Source organism: Bartonella sp. TS25HLJMH (assembly GCF_042193505.1).
In the GTDB taxonomy this organism is placed as follows: Bacteria; Pseudomonadota; Alphaproteobacteria; order Rhizobiales; family Rhizobiaceae; genus Bartonella; species Bartonella grahamii.
In genome coordinates, this window is record NZ_JBHILV010000008.1 from 1 (window position 1) to 17513 (window position 17513).

21 protein-coding genes are annotated in these 17513 nt (G+C 37.9%); 7 read left to right on the plus strand and 14 right to left on the minus strand.

The genetic code is table 11. The annotated features are described in order from the left end of the window. Positions 1-181: 181 nt before the first annotated feature. The 12 genes from ACFINF_RS04980 to ACFINF_RS05035 form a co-directional block, all read right to left on the minus strand. On the minus strand, positions 182-346 hold the full coding sequence (locus tag ACFINF_RS04980) for a hypothetical protein (RefSeq protein WP_375619918.1): 165 nt from the start codon (positions 344-346) through the stop codon (positions 182-184). A gap of 27 nt (positions 347-373) precedes the next feature. Next, positions 374-949 carry a hypothetical protein gene (locus ACFINF_RS04985; RefSeq protein WP_375619919.1) on the minus strand — a complete coding sequence of 192 codons (576 nt, stop codon included), beginning with the start codon at positions 947-949 and terminating at the stop codon, positions 374-376. 10 nt (positions 950-959) lie between these two features. Beyond that, positions 960-1334 (minus strand): hypothetical protein, encoded by a 375-nt coding sequence (locus ACFINF_RS04990; protein ID WP_375619920.1) that lies wholly within the window; start codon positions 1332-1334, stop codon positions 960-962. Between the two features lie 88 nt (positions 1335-1422). Then, a complete protein-coding gene (locus tag ACFINF_RS04995) occupies positions 1423-2583 on the minus strand; it encodes a DUF6990 domain-containing protein (RefSeq protein WP_375619921.1) in 1161 nt (386 codons plus the stop codon). Positions 2584-2595: 12 nt separating this feature from the next. Continuing rightward, positions 2596-2943, minus strand: coding sequence for a hypothetical protein (locus ACFINF_RS05000; protein ID WP_375619922.1), 348 nt, complete (start codon positions 2941-2943; stop codon positions 2596-2598). Between the two features lie 228 nt (positions 2944-3171). Continuing rightward, positions 3172-3528, minus strand: coding sequence for a hypothetical protein (locus ACFINF_RS05005; RefSeq protein ID WP_375619923.1), 357 nt, complete (start codon positions 3526-3528; stop codon positions 3172-3174). Between the two features lie 372 nt (positions 3529-3900). Further along, on the minus strand, positions 3901-4164 hold the full coding sequence (locus ACFINF_RS05010; RefSeq protein ID WP_375619924.1) for a hypothetical protein: 264 nt from the start codon (positions 4162-4164) through the stop codon (positions 3901-3903). Positions 4165-4286: 122 nt separating this feature from the next. Further along, positions 4287-4571 carry a hypothetical protein gene (locus ACFINF_RS05015; RefSeq protein ID WP_375619925.1) on the minus strand — a complete coding sequence of 95 codons (285 nt, stop codon included), beginning with the start codon at positions 4569-4571 and terminating at the stop codon, positions 4287-4289. Positions 4572-4922: 351 nt separating this feature from the next. Then, positions 4923-5255: a hypothetical protein gene (locus ACFINF_RS05020; protein ID WP_375619926.1), complete on the minus strand. Its 333-nt coding sequence runs from the start codon at positions 5253-5255 to the stop codon at positions 4923-4925. 199 nt (positions 5256-5454) lie between these two features. Then, positions 5455-6042, minus strand: a complete 588-nt coding sequence (locus ACFINF_RS05025) for a hypothetical protein (RefSeq protein ID WP_375619927.1) — start codon at positions 6040-6042, stop codon at positions 5455-5457. A 46-nt stretch (positions 6043-6088) separates the two neighbouring features. Continuing rightward, complete coding sequence (locus tag ACFINF_RS05030; protein WP_375619928.1) at positions 6089-6445, minus strand: hypothetical protein; 357 nt, start codon at positions 6443-6445, stop codon at positions 6089-6091. 210 nt (positions 6446-6655) lie between these two features. Continuing rightward, positions 6656-7159 carry a hypothetical protein gene (locus ACFINF_RS05035; protein WP_375619929.1) on the minus strand — a complete coding sequence of 168 codons (504 nt, stop codon included), beginning with the start codon at positions 7157-7159 and terminating at the stop codon, positions 6656-6658. 2192 nt (positions 7160-9351) lie between these two features. Here ACFINF_RS05035 and ACFINF_RS05040 point away from each other — a divergent pair. The 3 genes from ACFINF_RS05040 to ACFINF_RS05050 all read left to right on the plus strand — a co-directional run bounded on the left by ACFINF_RS05040 (position 9352) and on the right by ACFINF_RS05050 (position 13711). Then, positions 9352-9921: a hypothetical protein gene (locus ACFINF_RS05040; protein WP_375619930.1), complete on the plus strand. Its 570-nt coding sequence runs from the start codon at positions 9352-9354 to the stop codon at positions 9919-9921. Between the two features lie 1527 nt (positions 9922-11448). Beyond that, a complete protein-coding gene (locus tag ACFINF_RS05045) occupies positions 11449-12393 on the plus strand; it encodes a YopJ/AvrA family T3SS effector serine/threonine acetyltransferase (protein WP_375619931.1) in 945 nt (314 codons plus the stop codon). Positions 12394-12781: 388 nt separating this feature from the next. Further along, entirely contained in the window at positions 12782-13711 is a 930-nt protein-coding gene (locus tag ACFINF_RS05050; protein ID WP_375619932.1) for a YopJ/AvrA family T3SS effector serine/threonine acetyltransferase, read from the plus strand. Positions 13712-14059: 348 nt separating this feature from the next. On the opposite strand, the gene ACFINF_RS05055 is transcribed toward ACFINF_RS05050, so the two are convergent. After that, positions 14060-14197, minus strand: coding sequence for a hypothetical protein (locus ACFINF_RS05055; protein WP_375619933.1), 138 nt, complete (start codon positions 14195-14197; stop codon positions 14060-14062). Between the two features lie 120 nt (positions 14198-14317). Next, positions 14318-14479, minus strand: coding sequence for a hypothetical protein (locus tag ACFINF_RS05060; RefSeq protein ID WP_375619934.1), 162 nt, complete (start codon positions 14477-14479; stop codon positions 14318-14320). Between the two features lie 149 nt (positions 14480-14628). On the opposite strand from ACFINF_RS05060, the gene ACFINF_RS05065 reads away from it, so the two are divergent. Genes ACFINF_RS05065 through ACFINF_RS05080 form a run of 4 tightly spaced genes read left to right on the plus strand, consistent with a single transcriptional unit; the run spans position 14629 to position 15865 of the window. Then, positions 14629-15291 carry a lysozyme gene (locus tag ACFINF_RS05065; protein WP_375619935.1) on the plus strand — a complete coding sequence of 221 codons (663 nt, stop codon included), beginning with the start codon at positions 14629-14631 and terminating at the stop codon, positions 15289-15291. Next, positions 15288-15524, plus strand: coding sequence for a hypothetical protein (locus ACFINF_RS05070; protein WP_375619998.1), 237 nt, complete (start codon positions 15288-15290; stop codon positions 15522-15524). The genes ACFINF_RS05065 and ACFINF_RS05070 overlap by 4 nt, the downstream gene beginning before the upstream one ends. Next, positions 15448-15660: a hypothetical protein gene (locus ACFINF_RS05075; protein ID WP_375619936.1), complete on the plus strand. Its 213-nt coding sequence runs from the start codon at positions 15448-15450 to the stop codon at positions 15658-15660. The genes ACFINF_RS05070 and ACFINF_RS05075 overlap by 77 nt, the downstream gene beginning before the upstream one ends. Then, complete coding sequence (locus ACFINF_RS05080) at positions 15653-15865, plus strand: hypothetical protein (RefSeq protein ID WP_375619937.1); 213 nt, start codon at positions 15653-15655, stop codon at positions 15863-15865. The genes ACFINF_RS05075 and ACFINF_RS05080 overlap by 8 nt, the downstream gene beginning before the upstream one ends. The last annotated feature ends 1648 nt before the right edge of the window (positions 15866-17513 follow it).

A 17513-nucleotide genomic window follows, 5' to 3' on the forward strand; every position in this document is an offset into this window, starting at 1 on the left:
AAAACAGGAAGCCTCCGATAAACAGCCAAAACCTGTTACAAGCCTATCATCAGCCTATTCATTGCCATCAGCTCTTTCCCCCAGAGATCAGCGTAAAATGAGAAAAACAATCGATGCCCTCCTCTCAAGCCATGAAGCAATGGCATGATCTAAAACTTATGCCTCCCCCATGATACGAGCACTACATGCGCTTTTTCAGCGCTGCATTTAATTGTTTCGTAACCTTGTAATACGAGATCAAACGCTTGATAAAAGAAATATACAGTGCCACAATGGGTATTGTTAAGAAAAAATCAAAAACACCCCCCAGCAGAATGATCAAAATCACCGTCCAAGCTGCCGCCATTCCGTAATGCATTTTATCCCCTTCTCTTTATAAATTGATTGATTGGGTTACTTCAATCACTTCTTCTAATTGCTGAATCTTCTTTTTCAATCGATGGGTTAAAATTTCACGAAGGATCACAACAACAGGCATCGTTGCAAAAATACATACCGATAAAAAAAACCAGAAAAACAAAAGAGTGAGAATATATTCAAATCTGCTCTCATCTATCTCAGCAGCTAGCCCTTTAGAGCAAATCACATAGACATAAGCTTTGAAAAACATAATGATGAAAGAGAGGCACGCGTGGAGGATATAATCTTTGCGTGAAAAAGCGAGCCATTTTTTTAACGAATGGGAACTTATCTGTGTTTCTAGTGCTAAGTTTTGCAGCACTCTCTCTTTCTCTTTTCCGCTTTTTTCAAAGAAACAAAAACGCTGTGGATGTTCTTTCATCAAACGTCTTTGTTTTTTCACTCTGTAATAGAGCCTCAAACGCTTGATTAAAGAATAATAAGGCGCCACAATAATCATATTCACAAAAATGGCAAAAACTGTAACTGCATTTAGAAGAAAATATCCAACCGGCAGAAACAACATAAAAACCGCGGCCTCACCCCTCATGCGTATAACCTCATTGATTAATCTTTTGTTGCTTTGTTTTTGCTTTTAGTTTTTTCTTTATTTTTTCCAATCTGCGCTCTTTAAAACGATAAAGCCCCCAAAGGATCGGAAGAGGAGTAAGAAGACAAAACCAAATCAACACCGGTAAGAGAAAAATAAGAGAACCAATTCCTTCCCATCTTGTCCATTGCAACGGCTGTACCAGAGATTTTGCACCAACAGGAACGTCTAAAGCCATCATGATAAGGCATGTGCAAAACATAGTGAAAAAGCGGCGCCCTATTATTTCACAACTCCCCACCCCTTTACGCCTTTCCCCTGAAGACACCATAAATTTTCTAAATGAAAAGAAAGACTCTCCAAATATTGCTTTTTTCTCCTGCATTGTTCCCCTCTGTTTTTACGCTGCGCGCTTTTTACGCATTATTTTTAGGTTTAAGCTCTTTTTAATTTATCTAAACTCTTTATTTTTCTCAATAAATTTTTTCATCAATCCCAATTTCTACATCCATATATCTTACTTCCCCATCCTTTATGTAAAGAATATGGGGTCGATAATTTTTTCCATCAACCTCACAAATCGCGTCCTTTTCATAAACAAAATATCCCTGTTGCCTTAATTCTTCTCTTTTTTCCTCGATCAAATTTTCGTAAATATATCTTCTTCTATTGCAAAAATTTGGATCTGAGGCTCTAAAATATTCATAGCTCTCCACCTCCATGGAAAAATCCTTTGCCGCCTGTTTAAGTAAATCGTAACTGGGTTGCTTTGTTTTTTCTACCGCCTTAGCGATGATCATCGCGCGTTCCAGATGCTCCTCTTTGATGCTTGTCTCAAAGCCCAGCGTCTCACCTTCCAGAAAGCTTTTGTGATAAGAGTGTAAGGTTTCAACATCGCCCATCAAAGCCAGAGCTGCAAGATAGCGCAGCGAATAAGGAGTCAATTGAGGAACTACAATTTTGTTTTCCCAAGGAAGGATGCGATATTGAGAGCGAAGCATATTGCCAAGATCAACATCTGTCATTGCCTTTTCTAAAGCTTTCTCGAGAGCACAGCATAAACGCCGGGCGCTTACCTTTTCTTCAAAAATTTCCAACCCCTTCACATCAAAACTCAATTCAAGAGCAATCAAGCCTCCAGAATTATAAGGGTCTATCGTTTGGCAAACCGCCGCATGGATACCAGAGCCCACCGCAATTGCACAATCAAATTGCGGATACCCCTTCTCAGCATTATAAAGAAACTGCACTTCACGATCTGGTAAATAATAGGTGGCCAAATGATCCCCTTTTCCTTCAATTTCCACCTTCCACCCCAAACTCTTTAACAGCGCCGTTGCACTTTCCATCGTTAGGATTTCCTCATCAGAAAGAGAAAACTCTTTGAACTCTTTTACCTCAGATAACGGCTTAATCATCGGCATTTCCCCACTAGACGGCTCAAAAGCGACAGGTTGTTTAAGCACGCGTCTTAATTCTTTTGTCACTTGGCAATATAGTCTCACCCGCTTGAAAGTAGAATAATACAATGCCCAAATAAACATCATGACTACAGCAGAAAGCAGCATGAAAAGCGTCAAGCCCGCACCCCACGAGAGTACAACAATAATATCCATCATTTTAATATCTATCATTTTCCCCACCCCTTATTCACTTTTTTGTCGATACGTAGCAGCTACCCGCTTCCAGATTGTTTGCTCCAACTTATCGATCTTTTTTTTCAACAAATGCGTAAAAATGATACGGACTACAAAGACAACAGGGATGAACACAAAAGTTAAATCTAATATAAACTCCCCAATAGAAAAGAGAGCTGCTATGACATTCCCTTTCCACTCACGCCACATTAGTACGAAGAGAACCATTCTCAAAGTTACCACAATGAAAGCAATACAAAAGATGACTTTATAATTTTTGCGTGTCAGAAACGCTTCTTCAAGCGAAAACGACCGTGGTTCTTCATCCAATATTGCATTTTTTCCATTGCCCCTCATTTTTTATCCCTCATTTGTCTCAATTTTTAAGCCATTTTCATAAATCGAAGCTTTCGTCCTCACAATGAATGAGGGTTCATCAATATCAAGCGCTTGTATCCCTCATCTTGTATGAAAACAATATCAGGGTTGCATTTTTTTCCATTACCTTCAGACATCGCACGAATAGAAGTGCTCCTACAACGCATGAGAATATGTAAAGACCGGTATTCATTTTCTGCCCTCCCTTCACGCACTGTTTTGTTGAGAAGCGGTTTTGCTCCGCTGCCAGATTTCTTGCTCCAACTTATCGATCTTTTTTTTCAACAAACGCGTAAAGATGATACGAACCACAAAGGCAACAGGAATAAACACAAAAAGAAGCACTGATATAAAAACCAATATTAATGTTAAAATGAACAGGATATAATTCCACCACTCTGTCAAATCCCACTCAAAAAATATAAAGAGTGCCACTTTAAAAGCGCTAATAATGAAAGCAATGCAAAAGATGATTTTATAATTTTTGCTTGTCAAAAACGCTTCTTCAAGCGAAAACGACCGTGGTTCTTCATCCAATGATGCATTTTTTCCATTGCACCTCATTTTTTACCCCTCATTTGTCTCAATTTTTAAGCCATTTTCATGAACCGAAGCTTTCGTCCTCACAATGAATGAGGGTTCATCAATACCAAGCGCTTGTATCTCTCATCTTTTATGAAAACAATATCAGCGGTGCATTTTTTTCCATCACCTTCAAACATCATGTTTTCATCACTCACAGTGTACCCCCTATTGTCTTAAGGCTTCTCTTTTCTCGTCGATTAAATTTTCATAAAAATATCTTCTTCTATTGCACAAATTTGGGTCTATGGCTCTAAAATTCTAATCACTGCTCTTTTTATTTCCAAGAGATAAGCTTCTTTCCAAAGAAGAAACAAACTAGTGCAAGAAAATCATAACGAAGTTGCTTTGTCTTTATGACGATTTGAACCACCAAAAAAGCCGCCCAAATGGACTTTTTTGATATTTTTTTTCAAAGCCCAAACTTTCATCTTCCATAAAGCTTTTGTGAGAAGGGCGTAAAATTTTAACATCAGCCCTCAATACCAAAGCTCCAAGGGTGCACAGCAAAGACCACTTGAGAGATATCATAATTTCCTTTTTCCAAGGCGGTGCCCCCATTTTGAAAGCCAAGCACACTGCCAAAATCAACCTCGTTCCCAGATCAATCTCGTTCATCGCCCTTATCTAAAGCTTCCTCAAGCACACGGCGTAATCACCAAAGGCTTACCTCTTCCTCAAAACTTTTTAATCCCTTTGCCTTAAAATCCACCCCTTTGCTTCAAAGCCCAGTTGTCAATCTAGCAAAGCCCTAAAATGATAAGGATTAATATTTGGCAAGCAGCAGCATATATACCAGCGCCTCCCACAATTCCATAATCAAATTGCACAAAACCTTTTTCATCCAGAGATGAGAAACTGCCCTTCGCGGTCTCGTAAATAAATAGGTGTCCCCCTTTTCTTTCAATTTCTCTCCTCCAACCCAAGCTCTTTAAAAGCACTGTTGCACTTTCCATGGGGAAAAACGTCTTAATCAAAACTTGAGCTTTTGGCGCGCCTTCTTTATGCGCCTTGTCTCTCCACATGCAAAAAATGGGCTCTTCTTCCCCAAACACCAGAATATCTTTTGCTTTAAGTATAGATTTTTTGCTCTCAATATCGCTTGGTAAGGCACATTTTTATACTTGATAAAAAGAAAATAAGTTACAAGATTTTCTCTCTTAAAGAAAACACCAACAGCAAGTGAAGCCCAAGAACAATAACAGCCTCTCTTCACTTTTCGTCACAACCCACGCAAGCAAAAACCTTACTCAAGCAAGAGCCTCAATTTTTCTCAAAAACACGACACAAATATAAAAAAGCATAAAACGAGAAGCACACCCATGCTCCTTAATGAACAAGTCAAAAGCAAGGCTTATGGCAACAAAAGCCTCTCTTCACTTTTTCCCCTCGCTCACTTTTCCCTCGCTCACATCGTATAACATGACTGGAGCTCCTTTCTGCTCAACCTCTTCTTCTAATTGCCGCACCATTTTCTTCAACTGACGAGTCACGATAAAACGCATAATAAAAACAATCGGTAAGAATAAAAAAGTACAGGCAAGCATCCATGCCAGTGGCTCGAATACGACAAGAGAAACAAAGTCCTCCCCTCTCCATATCTTAACAACAGCAGTTATAACTATTGGAGCAGTCGCCATGACTGTAGAAATATAAAATATTTTTTTATAGTCTTGCCAAACAAGAGAAAGCTGTTTTTTATCAAACATTCTACTGCTTTTTTATTTTGGGGAGATCTGTTTTAAGGCAATATCGCGTTCATTCAGCACGCATTTCAGTTCCTTTTTCACACGACAATACAACCTCGCACGCTTGATAAACAGGTAATAAACGGCAAAGAGCGGCCCCCATATTAAAACATTTAAGAGCGTAAAAAACAGGGAATAATAGGCTATTAATGTTATAAGACTACTCGTCATTTTGTCCCCCTTCCACATTCTGCATACGCATTGCCTGATCACGTTGTTTTATCGCTTCTTCCAATTGTTGAAGTGTTTTGTTCAATTTTCTCGTTAATTTTATGCACATCATCCCAATGATCGGAGAAAAGAGAAGAAGTCCAAAACATAAAAGACCATAAATAATGCGACCTATTGAAAACCGCGGTATCATAAAGCTGGCCATATCACTCTTCCACCATACCAAATGTACGATAAAGAAAGCAAATTGCAAAATGGTAAAGAGGATACAAATAAAAAGAATTATTTTACATTCTTTTGAATAAAGAGGCAGAGATTCTTTAAAGTTAAGAAAGCGTATTTTCGCATCAAGTGTCTCAAGCGCGAGATTGCGTCTTTTCATTTCTCCCAGATCGTTGCGCAATTGTTGTATGGCTTGCTTTTGTTGCGTCGTACTCTTTTTCACGTCTTGAGCGAGTTTAAAAGACAACTTCATATGTTTGATCAACAGATAAGGAATCCTGATCATAACCACAACCATTAAAATGGCAATAATGATGCCCCCTAAAAAAGCCAAATATTCTATGATGCTGCCCACTTTTTTCCCCTATCGTATTGATGTGAAATTATCATTTTTATTCTCTTCAAACAAATGTTTCTAATCTCTTTGCTGTTTTTTTCACGCCATAATGAAGGAAACTATGGAGAATTAAAATAACAGGCAAAGTGATAGCACTACAGACCAAAATAAACAAAAACGGCAATGCATCAATAAATAACAAAAAAAACAACGGATTATTGTGTGAAACAGTCGCATATCGTGCAGTAAAAGACAAAAAAAGCACAGCATGTACAAAAAGCGCAACTGCAATGAAAGCCATCCAAGAGATTATTTTATAATCTTTTTTTGAGAGAAGCAAAGATTCTTGAAAAGAAAAAACACTGAACTGTGTTGCAAGAACTGTATTCTGTCCTCTGCCCTCTACCTGATTATGCCTCAAATTCTGTGCTGCACCCTTTTTTAATTTTCTTCGCATCTTACATAACAATACTGCCCGTTTTATCAAAGAATAATAAATGGCCAAGATGATCTTCACGGTAGAAAAGAGTATCATGCTCCACGCAGAATACATAACGATAACTATCCCTAAGGAGATCAATAATGTAGTTATTAAAAGAGGCATTATAGAAGTGATCACTTTTCCCCCCTATCATATTTTGTTGAGAGATTGGTTGTCTAGCTGTTGCTGCTCTGGCAAGGTTTCCCGCAGCTTCATCATTTCCTTCGCATCCCGTTTAAATACGGCGTTAAAAATAGAAAAGAGCGGAAACAACACGAAAAGAAAACCAAAAATTATTTGCGGTAAGAGACATAAAAAAGCCCAAACACCATTCCACCCGAAGTTACGAAGAAATTCGATCGCAGGAATCTTTATAAAACTCTGACTCATTTCTTGAAAATCTTCTTGTTTCATTTGTCCCAGTGCTTTGAACTGTTCTTTGGACATAATGTGAAAAAAATCCAGAGGATCCATATAAACAGTTGCGACAAAAAGCACCAACAAGAGGATAGCCAAACAACAAATGATGATATAATCACCTGTTGAGAGAGCCATCCATTTTTTGAAAGTTGCCGATTGATCCAACACTGGCTTCGATACAAAAGCCTTATCTCCCTTATGGGCAGATTGGTGTTGTGATTTATCTTCGATCATACGGATACTCCCCCACTTCTAAAATTCCCACTCTTCAATATTTGATAGCACGCCACCAAGGCGGTGAATTCGCTTAGCACTCTTCTCAGAGTAAAGCAAGCACTATAAATCCCCTCTAAATATTTTATTCACTTAAGGCCCTATACGCGCTTATACATGACGCGCTTACAAGCCCAAACACCCCTTTCCCTCTCTTTATCGATCACATACCCCTAAAAGACACCGTTTTACAAAAATCAAACAAATATTTAATCTAAAAAACATCCCATGTGGAAAACTGACATGCCCACCATAAACGACAGTGTTTTCACCGCTTAAATGAAGCCGAGTATATATAAAGCAAAGGATGATGATATTCCCTCCCACATCTCAAAGAATGAAGATTTTAAAACCCACCTCAGTTTGTAAACAATCCCATTGCTCTTAAGTGCACTCCGCCTGCTGAGCACTTATGGGTTCCACTTGCATAAAGCGCTCTACGGAAAACTCCTTCCTTAACATTGGCACCTAATTTTTAACACTTAATGCGTCAAGCATTGTAATGCCTCATAAACCTTCCCATCCCCGCCTCAAATGACAGTATTTTATGGCATAACAAGATAAAAAACATTTTCACAAGCGCTTCGTGTCTTGATCATCAACACATCCTAAATGCTGTAAGATTCTCTCATTTCAAATCTACTCCCTGTTGAATCAATCAAATTTATTTGCTTGTACGTAAAAAGTGGGGGAGCCATGCGGAGTGAAATTGTACAATGAAAATGCCTCTTATAAACCATCTCAAGTGCCAAGAGCTTGTAATACACCATATTGGGATTGGCAAAGTATATAATAATACCAGCTTACGCTTTTATGAAGCCTAAAAATGATGACACTTAATAAAGTTATATTATCAAAGCTTTACCATGATACCCTTCTTGAGCCACCGTCGTGAAATGGGCTCGAGCACATGTAAGAGATGACTCTTAAAACAAGCGCGTGAATATGCAACAATAAGTATATTCCATTTGGGGCATTATGTATGACATGAGAAATGTGCCCCCAGAATGTGAGAAATAAGAATGCGATAAACAAAAGCGTGAAGCAATAAGCACGCCCTACAAACCAAACCAAACAACCGATTATCTAAAATGCGCCCACAACAGCTTTGCAATTTTTCAATTCTCATTTTAAAATTTCTTGATTAAAAAAGCCCCTATTTTAAAATTAAAAAAGAAATGTCTCACACCTCATAGCCCCCACCTTTATAAAAGCATCTCTTAATAAACGCCTCTTTTATCAAGCTACCTGCCACTTATAAAGCTTCTTTGGATATTGAATCCCGTCATTTAACCATTTAAGTGACCACTTCCCTTTTTTATGATGAAATCCATTAAAACAGCAAAAACAAAAATATCCTCCATAAAAGATGATCCTAAATTGCTTGATCCTCCACAGTTTATTTTGTTATTTTGAACTAATGAACCATATTTTATTTGAAAAGATAAGGATCTTATGCTATTATAAGCACATTGAAAAGTTTGTTTTTTTAAGCTCTGTGCCGCTCAAAAAAAAGATAAAGTCCTCTATAAAGGATAAATGTATATTTCGCAGCTTAATCTACATCAGACATCTTGGTACAGCGCCCGATAAGAAAACCCCAATATGCCTCCCAATAACAAAGATCAACGGATGATAAAAATCCACGAATAATAAAAACGATGACTTTTCAAAGGTGAAACTGAAAAGTTTCCACAAAGCGCTCATGAGAAAGAAGGCAAATGATCCTATGAGAAAAGACTTCCTGTTAGAAAGATGACGACATACCCATAAAACATCATTCTTGTTTATTTATTCACATGTGACAAAAGTTTCTTTTCAACTGTTCCAGAGAAGTTGAGAAATCTTTAGAGAGCAAATAATCCGCTATCCATGATAAAAATAAGCATGATAGGGGCGAGAAATAAGACTGATAGGGATAAGATAAAAATGGCAAGAAACACCTTAAAGATGATTTTTTCTCCCCACACCGTTGCTGTTCTTTGTGCTGAAAGACGCCTTTAGTATCCGTTTCTCCTTTGATCTGCAACGGCTCATATTCCACCAATATTTGCTCCCCTCAGTATTTGCTCCCCAGTATTTGCTCAAAGTGCTTTTTACATCACTGTCCCCCATCAACAGACAGTTTATTTTTCATTTAAATGGTTAAGTTCATGAAAATACGTAAAAAACGCGGTAGACCGAGAATAACAGGCAAACTCAGAGAATCCAAAGGCCGTATTTCACGTGCCCAAAACCCCAGCGAATCTGCGCTTCAATCTGCAATTGAAATGCGTGCAAAACACTTTGGTTTAAGCCTTGAAGAAGCGAAAAATCCGCTTGTCGGAACCTATATTGGGCGTCTTTGTTTGCTTGGCTATAAAGGGGATTCATCAGGCATTAGTAAAGAGCAATATGACACGGCGCAACGATACTTGCAAATCAGAAACGACTATTTATGTGCAAAAGGCTTACCAAACGGCTATTATGATGGTTTTACGCACAGCGCATCAGATGAGAAAACAAAAAAGCAATGGATTCAAAGAGCAACGAATTGCTATGAAGATATGCAAGAAGCGATTAAAGAAGCGCAATATTTTCATCGTCAACACAACTTTCATGCGGCATTACAATATCTTGTTATAGAAGATCAACCGCTGCCTAATCTTGTTGGTTCGTTGCGTATTATTCTTGATGCCCTTTATAAACATTTTGACTGTTCTAGCAAAAAGAGCATTGGCTAAAAACACCCATCGTTTTCTCTTCCTCACAGGATCAAGATTACAAAACCTCCTTTGTAACATGCCTCTTTGTAACCAGCTCCGTTGTAAAGAAATAATCCTTCTTGGCAAGTTACACTTGAGATCCACCGAACTTGCCTTTCATAGAATTTCATGGGATTGACGAGCTTAAAGCACACAACAAACAAGCTTTAAAATATCCACCACGCCCTTTAAAAAACGCTTCAACCTGTCAAAGAGACTTATCACCATACCTCAAACTATATACCTACCCATGCCTCAAAGGACAATAATTCACGGCATATCTCACGACATCGGCAAAATAAATATTGTCTCCCCTCTCCAGACAGCAACATTTTCCCCATCACCTCCCCATCACCTCCCCATCACCTCCCCCTCCCCATCACCTCCCATTGTAACAAACAGCCCTCATCATCCACTTTTCCCCAATATCGCGACATCCTTAGTTTTTGAGACAATTCATTATAGTCATTGTGCGTCTTTTCTTGTACAATTCTATACGGCTTTCCTGATCTTATGACGAACAAGAGACATGGCTTTGACTGCAGCATAATCTGGATTTCTCATTCAAGATCAATAACGACAAAAACATCATTATAAATCAATAGCTTATTATTAAAACGCCCCATTGATTTTTTTACAAAATTAAAAGCATCATCCCTTAAACGAAAGAAAAAGCCCCCACCAATAATCTCCTCCCTCATCAACAAGTTATACCGGTAACCATCCCCTCATCACACCACTACTAATACGACAGCCAGCACAGCCCCAATCGCCACCACAATCACCAACACCTATGCTTTGCCCCCGCAATATCTTCTAACCATCGCCCTCTCAATTCCATCAATAAAATACCACGGATTTCAAAACCACAATTCTCTCCTCTCCCTTCACCTTGCCCCCTCCTTTTCTCAAAGGAGAAAATGTTTTTTGCCACATCAAAAACTTTCCCATTAAAACAACATATTTTACTGCATAGCTAATGAATGAGCTTTTTTCTGTAAATTTTTTCCCGCGATAAAAAAGGAAAAATCGTCGTTTTGCTGTTGACAGAATATGAAAAATCGTATTTAATGACAGGTGCGGTAAGGGGTTTTCTGCGTCCAGATTTCATCATAAAATTTTCGCATTATTATAGACTGTTATAAACAGTGTGTTTCGCGACAATGTTTAAAACTTTACGGTTTGAAAGTATTTTTCGTCTTTCTCTGACTGTTTTCTTCTGCATCATCCAATTTGCATCACCAACAACTCTATAATTTTGAGATTTTCAAAACAAGCCGTATTCACGGGCTCCCAATAGAACGCCCTAATAATCCCCCCATAAAATACCAATATCATACATCACAGCAATGATGAGCAATACACGCATAAAAATATGAAAACGGCATCATTATGCTCTCATCGCCTCACCTTTCAAGATGCAAAGGCTTGTTTTTCAAAACATTGTTTAGCCAGAATTGAAGAAGATAATATCACCTATCGATCATCAACATGGAGGCTAAGATTATGAAGCCACAAGATTTCCCCCCACCTCATTCCTCACAAACCCCAGAAGGGGCAAGTGCACCAGAAGGGGCGCATGCAAATGCATCATTAGACACTCTTACTGCACATTTAGAACAGCTTAACATTGAAAAAATAAAAAACACCCCTTTCAATCGTGCAGAGTTAAAAGATATTGTTGCTGGTTTAGAACAGCATAATGCCGATGGCAGTTGGATCAAAAATTATTATGATATTTTAGATCTTTACATGATGCCAGCCTTGGTCGATCAAGCAAATCGTAAATATCCAGAGATGAATCTCAAACTTACAAGCCCCCCAGACGGCTTTGCCCTTGCACTCAAAGACACTTTCGAGCGCGGTATAACATCTTCCAGATTTATTGTTAACGCACAAGATAGGGGAATTCATTTTGCGGTTGTCGATCATCAAACCATTGATAATAAAACATCTTTGATCTTTTTTGAACCGACCTTGCTGCGTGACACGCTTCCCGCATTACTTGCATTAAGGACGCGACAATCCATTGAACATCACCAATTTCCGAATATTCATTTTGCCATGGTAGAAATGGATATTCAACGAAGCTCCTCTGAATGTGGGATGTTCAGCTTAAGCCTTGCCAAAAAGCTTTATCTCGAAGCTCAAAAATTAGAAAGACTACACAAAGATAATATTAAGGGTGTGTTATGTGAACCAGATACGCCTTTACCTGCTGAAAAATTAGATCCATATCTTCCAGCCCGTTTATACAAACACGTGCAAGGCAGAAAACGTCTTCGGGAATATCTAAAAGCCAACCCAGAAGCAGCACATGAAAAAGTAAACAAAAAAGGTGAAACCCTAAACGAGAGGTTTGAGAGAAGCTTGGTAGCAACAGAGACAAAAACTGTTTCTGTTTCACAACACAGAAAAAGAGCGACGGAATACAAATCTCTGATGATGTAATGAGTGTTTTCGCCATATCCGTATTCCACATCCACAAAGAATGAAGCTTTGCGGCTTTATGATTAAGCATAAATTGCTGTCAGCCAATCTTCTTTTCCCTTTGAAAGAAGTGACAATGCAAAAAGTGAGCAATTACCTCTTCAAACAAAAGGCAAAAACAATCGTATTCTATTAAAAGCAGCCCATTTTAAAGCCCGTATTTTAAGACTTTGAACAAACATAAAACACGCAAGTTTTGAAAAGACCTGCCCGCACTTTCTTATAAAGCAGCCGAAAAATGATTTTTTCCTTAATCTTCAAGAGATAAAGGTTCTTTTTCAAAACATTATTTGGTCAAAATATAAGAAAATAATATTGCCTCCCGATTATAACCACGGAGGTTCATATTATGAAGCCACAAGATTCAAAAGATACTGCCGCTCATGCCTCACAAATAGCAGAAAGTAACATCGAAAATGAATCCTTAGAAAGCCTTATTGCCCGTTTAGAACAACTCAACGCTCCTCAAAAAGAAGAGAGCACCTTGAGTCAGGAAAAGTTGAAAGCTATTATTACAGACTTAGAGGATGATCTCGTCACCAGCCGTTGGATTAACTCTTATTATGAAAACATAGATTTTAGATTGATGCCGGCTCTCGTAGAAAAAGCAAACAGCAAATATCCAGAAATGAATCTCAAATTGGCTCTTACAGCAGAAGAGTTTTCGCACGCACTAAAAGAAGTGGTTGAGAGCGACGCAAAATCTGCTCGATTTATAGTAAATTCGGGAAGCAAAATCCACTTTGCAGTCCTTGATTATCAAAAAGTTGATGACAAAATCTCTTTGATTATGCTTGAACCTACAACATTTCAGAATATCACTGCTTGCAAACTAGGGATAAAAATAAATCAAACCCTTCAATGTCTTCAACTGCCTCTTTATTCTTTTACCACGGCAGAAATGGATATTCAGCGAAGCTCTTCTGAATGTGGGATGTTCAGCTTAAGCCTCGCCAAAAAGCTTCATCTTGAATCTGATAAATTAGCAAGATTGCACAAAGATAATGTTAAGGGTGTATTATGTGAACCCAATTCATCTTTATCTGCTGAAAAGTTAGATTCCTATCTTCCCATCAGTTTATACAAACATGCGCAAGGAAGAAAACGTCTAGAACAATATTTAAAAACCAATCCGGATGCTGAACATGAAACAGTAAACAAAAAAGGTGAAACTCTGAGAGAGAGATTTGAAAAAAACTTAAGAACAACAGAAGGAAAAACTGTTTCCGTTTCCTCCCACCAAAAAAGGCTCACTGAATACAAATCTTTGATGATGTAATTGAGACTTTTTCATACCCATAAAAAACGAAGCTCTGCTGCTTGACGGTGGGGCATAACTTGCTGTTAGCAAATCTTCTTTTCCGTTTGTAAGCAGGTAAAGATGCAAACAGCAAGCAACGTAACCTCTTGAAAGACAAAAGGCAAAACAGGACTGTTCTATCAAAATCAGTCGATTTTAAAATTGTATCAAAATTCCAAAGCTCTTCTTAACAATGATCCATATTTGAATAGACAGAAGGCTGAATGCATAAAATATTTTATGATTTTAGATGTTAAGTAAAAGCACCCGCCTCCTCCTGTAGCTTTTTTCTAAGAGTTGTCCGCTTTTATCTCAAGCGCCTCCACATCAGTACCACTGGCTAAAACAACTGTGCACAGCCACTCTCTTGTCCCTCACAATCACACCATCCGTTCTCCCCATCTCTCCCCCCTCACAACCACTGCCAAAACAACCGCAATCACCAACACCAAAAACACAAATCATTATGCACCCCTCCCAACCCCTGCCGCGCCAACAGTGCCTTCTAAGAATTCCATTCACCAACATATATGTCACCCCTCCAACCTCACCTCTCATGCCACCGCTAACACAACCGTAATGCCATCATAATGCCATTGCGTACACCAACACAATCGCCAACCTCACCAGCACCAACAAGACCAGCACCAATAAGACCCTATCAACAACCCAGCACCAAATTTCAAAACCAACAACACCCCTCAACGGAAAACACCAGCCCGACCAACCATTATCCCACTTGGCCAACCATTATCCCATCCCTTAAGATGCCACAACTAACCTTTTGATTTCATTAAATTTTCACGTCTTGTCTGTTTTTGCAGAGTGAAAATTTTCATTTTTAATATGTCGACCAGCCTCACGTTAACGTGAGGCTTTATTTTATGGAGAAGCAAATGAGAAAAATATCATCAGCAGGGCTTGCACTCATTAAACAATGGGAAGGATTGCGTTTACAAGCCTATAAAGATGCCATCGGGGTATGGACAATCGGCTATGGACATACCAGCATTGTTGGCAAACCATTCGTTCACAAAGGCATGATCATTACTGAAAAACAAGCAGAAGAAGTTCTTTCTCAAGATTTAAGACAATTTGAAAATACCGTTGAAAAAAATGTAACGGTTTCCTTAACGGATGAACAATTCGCCGCGCTCGTATCGTTTTGCTATAATATAGGAACATCAGCTTTTTGTAATTCGACCCTGCTCAAAAAACTCAATAACGGCGAATATGAAGCCGTCCCTGCTGAATTACAAAAGTGGACCAAAGCAGGAGGAAAACGTCTTCACGGTTTAGTGCACCGTCGTGCAGCCGAAGCAGGACTATGGGCAAAAGGTGCTTATGTTTCTTCCAACTACCAAACCGTAGAAACGCAAGCACCAATGGGATTTTTTAAAGCAGAAGCACTTACACCGATTATTGGTTCTTTTTCTGGACTTGGAGGCTTATTAGCAGGCAATGGTCCCATCCAATGGGCATTGGCAGCCATTATGGTTTTAGCCGCCTGTGCTGGCATCTTCTTTGTAGCAAAACGGTTTCGGGAGCAGCGCTTATAATGTGGTGGATGAAAAAAAATCTGATGATAACAGGAGCGGCTCTGACCGCTTTTTTTATCGCTTTAGCAAAAGTTTTCACTCTTGGAAAGAAGATTGAACAACAAAAGCAAATACAAAAAACACTAAAGTCATCAACAACACGGCTAGAGGTGGAAAATGAAATTAATCAAAAAAGTGATCCTGATGTACGCGCTGCTCTTACTCACTGGTTGCGCGATAAAAAAAATAAATGAACCTTTTTCTTGCGTTGGTTGGATGCCCATTTATTTAGACAAAAAAGATCTCAATATCATCAGCTCAAATCTCGCAAGAGATATTTTAAAGCATAACAAACAAGGGGAAGGCTTGTGTGGGTGGAAACATGGCTAGAAAAAAAACAGAAAAACAAATAGAGCTTACAGAAAAGGAAAAAGAAATCCTACAAGAAATCATCACAACTTATAAAAGTGTAAAAATAATGTCACGCTATACGAAGTGGATTATATTCATCATTTTCTTATTAGCGCTTGATTTTTCACGTATCGTGGATGCATTGGCAAATATTTTTACACAAAAATCAAATATTCAGCTCTAAAATAAATAAAAAACATGAGACGTGTTAAATCTTTTTTTTAAATATAAAAAGCCATTCGTTATTTTTTGAAAACACGAATATTTTATTGATGATTTTTCACGTCTCATGGAAAATTTTTACACACTCTTCACAAATCGCATCGGGAAGATACCATCGCGAAAAAATTTAAAAATATTTAGAGATATTTTTTTAATAATTGCATAAATAAACAACGCAAGAGTATTAAATTGCCTAAAATCCCCTTTCTTTATGCTTAAAAAAAGAGCAATCCGATCCCACCCTACGCATTACCAATCCCCAATATTTATAAAAATCCCCGTTTATAAAACTCTGTTTATAAAAAACTGACTATTTGAGAATATTCATGAGAGGCATTTTTATTTTCTTTAAGTATTTTACCCTAACTCCCTCCACTTGTGAGGTATAAGAAAATGATAGAGATTGTTTTAACATAAGAGAGAATTTAAATTTAAAAAATCCACCGCAATAAAAATCTCTTATTCAACATACAAAACAATGAATTATTATTATAAATAAAATTATTGCTCCATTAAAATCCATTAAACAATGTGCAACAACACATGATTATCGTTATTTGCAAAAATGCAATGCTCTTGAAAACTGTAAAACCACATTACATTGATTTATAATTATCATTAAGCCTTATTCAACTTGAATTAAAACCCTGCATATCGTAGAATTTTCTCATTTCCAAACCTGTTTCCTTTTGAAATAATCCAAACTATGTCGCTTGCACATTACAGTGTAGGGGTCAAAACTATACAAGAAAGGCATGCCTCACTGTCTCACGAACCAACGGCTTATCATAACATTGAGAGCTGAAAACGTGTATAATAACGTTAGCGTATTCTCTTATTAAGCGTAAAGATGATCGTGCCCTATAGTTTTATAAACTTCATGAGAACTTTGCCCTTATACCTTTCACAAATCCATTGCGAAATCGATGTAACAAGCGAGATGTCTCTTAAAAAACACGTCAATATGCAAAAACGTATATTTGGAGACAAATATATTTGCGGCTTTTCTGTTTTACGTGAGGGATTTCACCCAAAAAGACACGAAAGCAACAAAAGTTTGAGGCATCATCTTCATTATTTAATAAGATATTACTATAAATACCCTTAAAGCAAAAAGATGATGACAAAACGAGGATTGTATGCCTTTACATTCTTTCTCAATGAAGCTGTCTTTTTATTGCAGAGATTAACCAAACAGAGATACGCTTATCCCAGTATACAAAAGCCCTTTAACAGAGAACACCCTGAATTTTTTCATACAAAAGCTTAAACACCAGCATCTTATTCATAAAAAAACAAACAAGACCCAACATACTCTGTCTAACTTTCTCTCTTCAACTTTCAATGGGCACAAACTCTTGCGTTTATTCATAAAAACCATTCGCCCTTCTAAAGCGCAAACACGAAAGTACAAATACAGGATTTTTTTAATGGTGCATGCATAAACTTAAAATAAAAAGAAAGAACTGTACGAAACATGAAAAAGCATAAAAAACGGGCACAGAAGGCCCGTTTCTTTATTACTTCTATAGAAAAGAGCTTAAAAATCCATTCCACCCATTCCACCCATTCCACCACCTAAGCATTGGAGGCATTGGTGTATCTTTCTT

What these genes read in the sequence shown, in the direction of transcription:
- ACFINF_RS04980 (WP_375619918.1), bottom strand. Translation starts at nt 346, where the DNA reads ATGGCGGCAGCTTGGACGGTGATTTTGATCATTCTGCTGGGGGGTGTT.
- ACFINF_RS04985 (WP_375619919.1), bottom strand. Translation starts at nt 949, where the DNA reads ATGAGGGGTGAGGCCGCGGTTTTTATGTTGTTTCTGCCGGTTGGATAT.
- ACFINF_RS04990 (WP_375619920.1), bottom strand. Translation starts at nt 1,334, where the DNA reads ATGCAGGAGAAAAAAGCAATATTTGGAGAGTCTTTCTTTTCATTTAGA.
- ACFINF_RS04995 (WP_375619921.1), bottom strand. Translation starts at nt 2,583, where the DNA reads ATGATAGATATTAAAATGATGGATATTATTGTTGTACTCTCGTGGGGT.
- ACFINF_RS05000 (WP_375619922.1), bottom strand. Translation starts at nt 2,943, where the DNA reads ATGAGGGGCAATGGAAAAAATGCAATATTGGATGAAGAACCACGGTCG.
- ACFINF_RS05005 (WP_375619923.1), bottom strand. Translation starts at nt 3,528, where the DNA reads ATGAGGTGCAATGGAAAAAATGCATCATTGGATGAAGAACCACGGTCG.
- ACFINF_RS05010 (WP_375619924.1), bottom strand. Translation starts at nt 4,164, where the DNA reads ATGAACGAGATTGATCTGGGAACGAGGTTGATTTTGGCAGTGTGCTTG.
- ACFINF_RS05015 (WP_375619925.1), bottom strand. Translation starts at nt 4,571, where the DNA reads ATGTGGAGAGACAAGGCGCATAAAGAAGGCGCGCCAAAAGCTCAAGTT.
- ACFINF_RS05020 (WP_375619926.1), bottom strand. Translation starts at nt 5,255, where the DNA reads ATGTTTGATAAAAAACAGCTTTCTCTTGTTTGGCAAGACTATAAAAAA.
- ACFINF_RS05035 (WP_375619929.1), bottom strand. Translation starts at nt 7,159, where the DNA reads ATGATCGAAGATAAATCACAACACCAATCTGCCCATAAGGGAGATAAG.
- ACFINF_RS05040 (WP_375619930.1), top strand. Translation starts at nt 9,352, where the DNA reads ATGAAAATACGTAAAAAACGCGGTAGACCGAGAATAACAGGCAAACTC.
- ACFINF_RS05045 (WP_375619931.1), top strand. Translation starts at nt 11,449, where the DNA reads ATGAAGCCACAAGATTTCCCCCCACCTCATTCCTCACAAACCCCAGAA.
- ACFINF_RS05050 (WP_375619932.1), top strand. Translation starts at nt 12,782, where the DNA reads ATGAAGCCACAAGATTCAAAAGATACTGCCGCTCATGCCTCACAAATA.
- ACFINF_RS05055 (WP_375619933.1), bottom strand. Translation starts at nt 14,197, where the DNA reads ATGATTTGTGTTTTTGGTGTTGGTGATTGCGGTTGTTTTGGCAGTGGT.
- ACFINF_RS05065 (WP_375619935.1), top strand. Translation starts at nt 14,629, where the DNA reads ATGAGAAAAATATCATCAGCAGGGCTTGCACTCATTAAACAATGGGAA.
- ACFINF_RS05075 (WP_375619936.1), top strand. Translation starts at nt 15,448, where the DNA reads ATGAAATTAATCAAAAAAGTGATCCTGATGTACGCGCTGCTCTTACTC.
- ACFINF_RS05080 (WP_375619937.1), top strand. Translation starts at nt 15,653, where the DNA reads ATGGCTAGAAAAAAAACAGAAAAACAAATAGAGCTTACAGAAAAGGAA.